Below are 6,062 nucleotides of genomic sequence, written 5' to 3'. Positions count from 1 at the left end.
CTTCCCGGGACAGATCCGCGAACGACGCAGTGGTACGCGCCGGGTTCACCACAGCGACACCGGGGCCTTACCTGCCGGGTACCACCCGGGAAGCCGGCCGCCCGCCGAACGCTGAATCCGCGCGTTCATCCCGTCGGACAGCGCGTTGTCGGTGATCATCTCGACGAACAGGCTCGACACGTTACCGAAGTCGAAGAAGTCACGCTGCCAGGACCACTGGAAGTTTCCGCCGTACCGGAACCAGCTTCCACCGATGCCGTGAACCTCGTAATGCGAACCGTCCTCACGGGTCCGCTCCGACACCTGCTTCCAGAACCCGATGACGTCACCGGTCCGGTCGTCGACGACCACCTGCTGATACGGGTACTGCCAGCCCTCGAGACCGTCCATTTCCTGGCCCAGCGCCAGGTCTCGGATCTCGTCCCGGCCGACGGCCATGAAATCGTCCTTCGGGCCGTAGTTCCAGCCATACGTGGCGTCTTCGGTGTACATGGCGGCCAGGGGCTTCCAGTCGCCGAGCGACTCACACCGCTTGTTCTCGTCTACCCACCGCTGCACCATCTCGTCGAGTTCGGCGCGGTCGAACTGTGCCATTACGTATCTCCTTCAGAAGTTTCGTTGTCTTCGACGATCCGCAGGGCCTGGGTGGGACAGAAGCGCACAGCGCTGTCCACGTCCGCACGCAGTGTCTCGGGCGGGTTCGCATTCAGAATCTCGACCTTCCCGTGCTTCGGCACGGCGAACACGTCGGGTGCCTCGAGCTCGCACATAGCGTGGCCCTGGCACAAATCGAGGTCGGCTTCCACCTTCATCACTTGCTGCGCTTCCGGTACCTCACCGCGCAGGGTTGCTGCAGTTGAACCACCATCTTGCTGTGGTCGTTGCGGTACGTCTCCGATGGCTGAGCCATCTCGAACTCCCAGTCCTGCAGCAGGATCGAGAAGATGGCCTTCAGCTGCATCAATGCGAACGCCGCACCGACGCACCGGTGCCTGCCCGCACCGAACGGAATCCAGGTCCACCGGTTGACGATGTCTTCCTGATTCGGGTCGATGTAACGCTCGGGATCGAACGAATCCGGGTTCGGAAAGTCCTCGGGGATTCTGTTGGAGACCGCCGGCGTGGCCGCCACCAGGTCACCCTCGGCAATCCGGTAGCCACCCACCTCGAAGTCACCGCGCGCCACGCGCATCAGCATGATGAGCGGTGGATGCAGTCGCAGCGTCTCCTTCAGTACCGCTTCGAGTTTCGGGATCTGACGGAGAGCACCGAAACTGATGTCCGATCCGTCCGAGTACAGTCCGTCCAGTTCGGTCACCACCTGCTTCATGTAATCGGGGTGGCGGAGCAGTTCGATCAGCGTCCACGCTGCGGTGCCGGACGTGGTGTGGTGGCCGGCGAACATCATCGAGATGAAAATTCCGGTGATCTCGTCGGCACTGAACCTCTCGTTGCCGGCCTCGTCCTTGATGGAGACGAGAACGTCGAGCATGTCCCGATCCTCTTTGCCCTGCGGCGGCTCGGCGATCCGCCCGGTCATGATGTCCTGCACCAGGGCAACCAACTTCACCCGCGCCTCGTCACGGCGACGGAAGCTCTCGATCGGCGCGTAGGGATCGACGAACGCGATGGCATCCGTGCCCTGCTCGAGCTCGTGGTAGAGCTGGGCGAATCGGCCGTCGAGCTGGTCGCGGAACTTCTTGCCGATGAGACAGGACGACGAGGTATAGATGGTGAGCTCGGCAAAGAACTCGAGAAGGTCGATTTCACCCTCGTCGTCCCAGCGCGACACCATGCTGTCGACCTCATCGGCGATGGTGGCGGCGTGCCCCTTCATCTGCTCGCCGCGTAATGCCTGATTGTGCAGCATCTCCTTGCGCCGCTCGGGGCTGGCGTCGAAGACGACGCCCTCGCCGAAGATCGGCTTCATGAAGGGGTACGCCGCCTGCTGATCCAGTTCCTCGTCACTCGAGCGGAAGAAGAACTCGTTCGCCTCGGCGCCGGAGAGGAGCACCACGTTGCGATCAGCGAGCTGGAAGACCCCGACGTTACCGCACTCCTCCCGGACTCTGCGCATCAGGGCGATGGGGTCGGTGCGAAGCTCCTCGAGGTGGCCGTGCTCGAGTTCTCCGCCGGACACACGTTGTGGTTGAAGTAGATTCATCGATCTTCCTTTCGGAGCGGCGCCTCGGGCTGGACCTCGATCAGCACCATGTGCGCCCCGCGGGGAGCACTCACGGTGGCGACGACGGCGTCAGCGATCGCGGAGGCGCGCAAGAAGTACGAATGGCGGGCGAAACCCCACTTGGCCCAGTCTTCGAGGACGGGTCCGATGATCTCCTCGGTGACGTTCAGCCCCATTGCCGTCTGGGTGGGTCCCGGGCGGACGGTGGAGACGCGGACGCCGGTACCCTCCAGTTCCATCCGCAACTGCCGACCCATCGCCTCGACCCCGGTCTTCGCGGCGTTGTACGCACCCATCCTCGGACGCGGGGAGTCGGCGCAGTCCGAACCGATGAGCACGAAGTCGCCGCGCCTGCGTTCGATCATGCCGGGAAGGATCCGGTGGGCGAGGCGCTGGGCGCCGACGAGATGGACGTCGACCTGCTTCTGGAACCGATCCGGATCCATCTCGTGAACGGTGGAGAACTCCAGATCGCCCGCCCCGGACAGTGCAATCTCCACCGGTCCGAGAGCCTTCTCGGCCGCGGTCACGAACGCGTCCACGGAGGAGGTGTCGGTGACGTCGAGGAAATGCGCGAACGCCTCCCCTCCGTTGCTTCGGATCTTTTCCGCGATCTCTTCGCATTCGGCCACCCGGCGGGCCCCGAGTGCCACGGGATGCCCGAGCTCCGCCAGGGCGTAGGCGGTCGCGGTGCCGATCCCCGAGGATGCACCACTGACGATGGCGGGTCGCCGTTGCGGATTGGGTTCGAACCTAGGCATTGCGAACCTGCACTTTCAAAGGGACCGAGGCGAACCCTCGGACATTCGTCGAATGAACTCGCACACAATTACTTTCGTCGACCTCGAAGCTCTCGACCTTCTCGACCAGTTGGGTCAGCGCAATCTTCGCCTCGAGGCGGGCCATGTGGGCACCCAGGCAGAAGTGGGTACCGCCGCCGAAGCTGGCCAGCTTGTTGGTGCTGTCCCGGCCGATGCGGTACTCGTCGGCATCCTCGAACACGGCCGAGTCACGGTTGGCGGAACCGATGAGGATCAGCACCTTGTCCCCGGCCGGAATCGTCTTGTCGTGGAACGACACATCCACCGCGGCCGTGCGGGCGACCATTTGGCTCGAGGTATCGAAGCGGAGTGTCTCCTCCACCCAGTCCGGCACGCGCGCCGGATCGTCGAGGACGAGCCGGGCCTGGTCGGGGAACCGTGAACCCCAGTACAGCGCGTTCCCCAGCAGCTTCGTGGTGGTCTCGTTGCCCGCCACCACCATGAGGAACATGAACGCGATGATCTCGTCGTCGGTGAGGCGGTCGCCGTCGATCTCGGCTTCGAGCAGCGCCGAGGTGAGGTCTTCCGAGGGCTTCTTCCGACGCTCGGCGAGCATGTCGGCGTAGTAACCGACGAGGTAGAGCGAGGCTTCCATCGCAGCGTGCGGAACGTCGAGCACGCCCTCTTCGCGGTGGACCACCAGGTCGGCGAGCCGGCGCAATTCGTTCCGATCGGCTTCCGGCACTCCCATGAGTTCCGAGATCACGTCCATGGGGAGTTTGCCGGCGAACTCGCCGATCCAGTCGAATTCTCCCGAGGCGATCGCCGGATCGAGATACTGCGTGGTCAGCTCCTCGATGCGTCCGTGCAGTTCGTTGACGCGGCGCGGCGTGAAACCGCGAGAGACCAACTGCCGCATGCGCATATGCCGCGGATCGTCCATGGCGAGGAAGGACATCGTCTTGTACGCGTGGGGCCCGTAGGCGGCGGGATCGAGGGAGACGCCATTGGCGCTCGACAGTCTCGCATTGTCACGGAACGCAGCCACCACGTCCTCGTGACGCGACAGCGCCCAGAATTCGAGTTGGTCGTTGTAGTAGAGCGGTGCTTCTTCCCTCAGTCGGCGATACGTGACGTAGGGATCCTCATGGAAGTCGTAATCGTAGGGATTGAAGGTCACCGGATCGAGTGACGCTCCGGTGATCGACGCTAGGGTCATGGCAATCACTCCAGAATCAGCTTGGCGGACGTTTCCAGTCGATCGGCGAATTCGGTGTACGACCCGTAACCCATGCCTGCGCGTACCAGGCCGCCGGCGTACAGCAACTCCAGCGCCTCGAGGACGTCCGAGTCGGGATCGTCCCCGAGCGCATCGGCCAGTCGCTTCCGGATCTCGAGTCCGATCCGCGTGCGAAGGTGCTCGACGTCAGGGTCCCGGCCGAGCAGTGCGCTCGTGACGCCCCCGGCCAGTTCGGGTTCGTCCTCGACGAGCAGTGCGATGTGCCGCAGTACGGCACACACGCGTCCGGTGCGATCGAGTCCGTCCGCGGCAGGCTGAGGTGATGCCGCGAGGCGACGCCAGAATACTTCGGCCACCAGATGTTCCTTGGAAGAGAAGTAGGTGTAGGCCGTTGCCGGCGCCACTCCCGCGATTCCGGCCACCGAGCGAACGGTGAGGCCGGCGAAGCCCTCTTCTCGCAATACCTCTACTGCTGCTTTGGTGAGCCGGTCGACCGTGTCGGCCTGCTTCTCGGTGAGGCGACGGCGGGTGGACTCGAAATTCAACTTACTGGACACGTGTCTGGACGCTACTACAGTCCGTCGAGGGTAGCAATGGCCCACGGCCCGTTCATCATGCGCGAGGGTGGATTCTGACGGGCATCGACTTGATGCCGCTGATGAAGTTCGACCGCAACCGGGTGACCGGACCGGTGGGTTCCACGTGGTCGATCCGAGCGGCCATGGTCTCGAAGAGAATTCTGAGCTCGATACGTGCCAGATGTGCGCCCAGACAGAAGTGCACTCCGCTTCCCCCGAATGCGACGTGCGGGTTGTGCGTCCGCCCGATATCGAACCGGAACGGCTCCTCGAACACGTCCTCGTCACGGTTGGCGCTGGGGTAGTAGATCACCACCTTGTCGCCCGCCTCGACCGGCTGGTTGCCGATCATGGCGTCCCGGGTCGCGGTTCGGCGGAAATCCATGACGGGGGTGACCCATCGCAGAATCTCCTCCACTGCCGTGGCGGAGAGTCCGGGCTCCGCCTGCAGACGGCGCCACTGATCGGGATGGTCGATGAAGGCCTGCATGCCGCCCGCCGTCGCGTTGCGGGTCGTTTCGTTCCCCGCCACGACGAGCAGGACGAAGAACATGTTGAATTCCATCTCGGTGAGCGTGTCACCGTTCTCGTCCGGCTGAACCAGCTTGGTGACGATGTCGTCACGGGGTTCGATTCGCCGCTGTGCCGCCAATTGGTTGGCGTACAGAAAGATTTCCATCGCGGCCATCTCGCCGTCCGCCTGCGTGGTGCCGTATTCGGGATCGTCGAATCCGATCATCCGGTTGGACCAGTCGTAGAGCCTGTCCACATCCGACGGTGGCGCACCGAGCAAGGCGGCGATCACCTCGAGTGGCAGTGGGGCAGCGGCGTGAGGCACGAAGTCGACCTCGCCCGCGTCGAGAAGCTCGTCCACGATCCTCGAACAGATCTCTCGGATATGCTCCTCGAGCTTCTTGACCGTGCGCGGCGTGAACCCGCGACTGACCAACTGCCGCAGTCGGGTGTGGTCCGGCGGATCCAGATTGATGAGCATGGCAGCTTGCTTCGCCTTGGTTTCCTCGTCGAAATCATCGATCTGCGTGGTACCCACGGCGGAGGAGAACGTGGCGCTGTCCCGCGACACCGCCACCACATCCGCGTGTGTGGTCACGGCCCAGTAACCGGTGCCGTTCTCCTCCGGTTGCCAATACACCGGACAGCTCCTTCGGAGTTCGTCGAAGAACTCGTGCGGAACCCCGTCGGCGTACACGTCTGGGGACTTCAGATCAACCCGGAACGCGGTCATCCGCGACCTCCTCGCTCATTAAACGAATGATATGTGCCTTAAACTACACATA

Annotated in this window: 7 protein-coding genes; all 7 read right to left on the bottom strand. The window is 63.5% G+C overall.

All coding sequences use genetic code 11. The annotated features are described in order from the left end of the window. Positions 1 to 45: 45 nt before the first annotated feature. Positions 46 to 594, bottom strand: a complete 549-nt coding sequence (locus tag WAW17_RS16725; protein ID WP_422334067.1) for a nuclear transport factor 2 family protein — start codon at positions 592 to 594, stop codon at positions 46 to 48. Continuing rightward, positions 594 to 812 carry a ferredoxin gene (locus WAW17_RS16720; RefSeq protein WP_422334066.1) on the bottom strand — a complete coding sequence of 73 codons (219 nt, stop codon included), beginning with the start codon at positions 810 to 812 and terminating at the stop codon, positions 594 to 596. The genes WAW17_RS16725 and WAW17_RS16720 overlap by 1 nt, the downstream gene beginning before the upstream one ends. After that, positions 812 to 2,164 (bottom strand): cytochrome P450, encoded by a 1,353-nt coding sequence (locus tag WAW17_RS16715; RefSeq protein ID WP_422334065.1) that lies wholly within the window; start codon positions 2,162 to 2,164, stop codon positions 812 to 814. Before WAW17_RS16715 ends, WAW17_RS16720 begins: the two co-directional genes overlap by 1 nt. Next, on the bottom strand, positions 2,161 to 2,946 hold the full coding sequence (locus tag WAW17_RS16710) for an SDR family oxidoreductase (protein WP_422334064.1): 786 nt from the start codon (positions 2,944 to 2,946) through the stop codon (positions 2,161 to 2,163). The genes WAW17_RS16715 and WAW17_RS16710 overlap by 4 nt, the downstream gene beginning before the upstream one ends. Beyond that, positions 2,939 to 4,165 (bottom strand): cytochrome P450, encoded by a 1,227-nt coding sequence (locus tag WAW17_RS16705; protein ID WP_422334063.1) that lies wholly within the window; start codon positions 4,163 to 4,165, stop codon positions 2,939 to 2,941. Before WAW17_RS16705 ends, WAW17_RS16710 begins: the two co-directional genes overlap by 8 nt. A gap of 5 nt (positions 4,166 to 4,170) precedes the next feature. Next, complete coding sequence (locus tag WAW17_RS16700) at positions 4,171 to 4,731, bottom strand: TetR/AcrR family transcriptional regulator (protein ID WP_422334068.1); 561 nt, start codon at positions 4,729 to 4,731, stop codon at positions 4,171 to 4,173. 67 nt (positions 4,732 to 4,798) lie between these two features. Continuing rightward, a complete protein-coding gene (locus tag WAW17_RS16695; RefSeq protein ID WP_422334062.1) occupies positions 4,799 to 6,010 on the bottom strand; it encodes a cytochrome P450 in 1,212 nt (403 codons plus the stop codon). Positions 6,011 to 6,062 lie beyond the last annotated feature (52 nt).

Source organism: Rhodococcus sp. (in: high G+C Gram-positive bacteria) (genome assembly GCF_049286785.1).
Lineage (GTDB): Bacteria > Actinomycetota > Actinomycetes > Mycobacteriales > Mycobacteriaceae > Rhodococcus_F.
The sequence above is the reverse complement of the archived record's forward strand: the minus strand, read 5'-3'. Positions and strand labels throughout refer to the sequence as shown.

Excerpts from the sequence above, each read along its gene's own strand:
- WAW17_RS16725 (WP_422334067.1), bottom strand. The coding sequence starts at position 594 with ATGGCACAGTTCGACCGCGCCGAACTCGACGAGATGGTGCAGCGGTGG.
- WAW17_RS16720 (WP_422334066.1), bottom strand. The coding sequence starts at position 812 with ATGAAGGTGGAAGCCGACCTCGATTTGTGCCAGGGCCACGCTATGTGC.
- WAW17_RS16715 (WP_422334065.1), bottom strand. The coding sequence starts at position 2,164 with ATGAATCTACTTCAACCACAACGTGTGTCCGGCGGAGAACTCGAGCAC.
- WAW17_RS16710 (WP_422334064.1), bottom strand. The coding sequence starts at position 2,946 with ATGCCTAGGTTCGAACCCAATCCGCAACGGCGACCCGCCATCGTCAGT.
- WAW17_RS16705 (WP_422334063.1), bottom strand. The coding sequence starts at position 4,165 with ATGACCCTAGCGTCGATCACCGGAGCGTCACTCGATCCGGTGACCTTC.
- WAW17_RS16695 (WP_422334062.1), bottom strand. The coding sequence starts at position 6,010 with ATGACCGCGTTCCGGGTTGATCTGAAGTCCCCAGACGTGTACGCCGAC.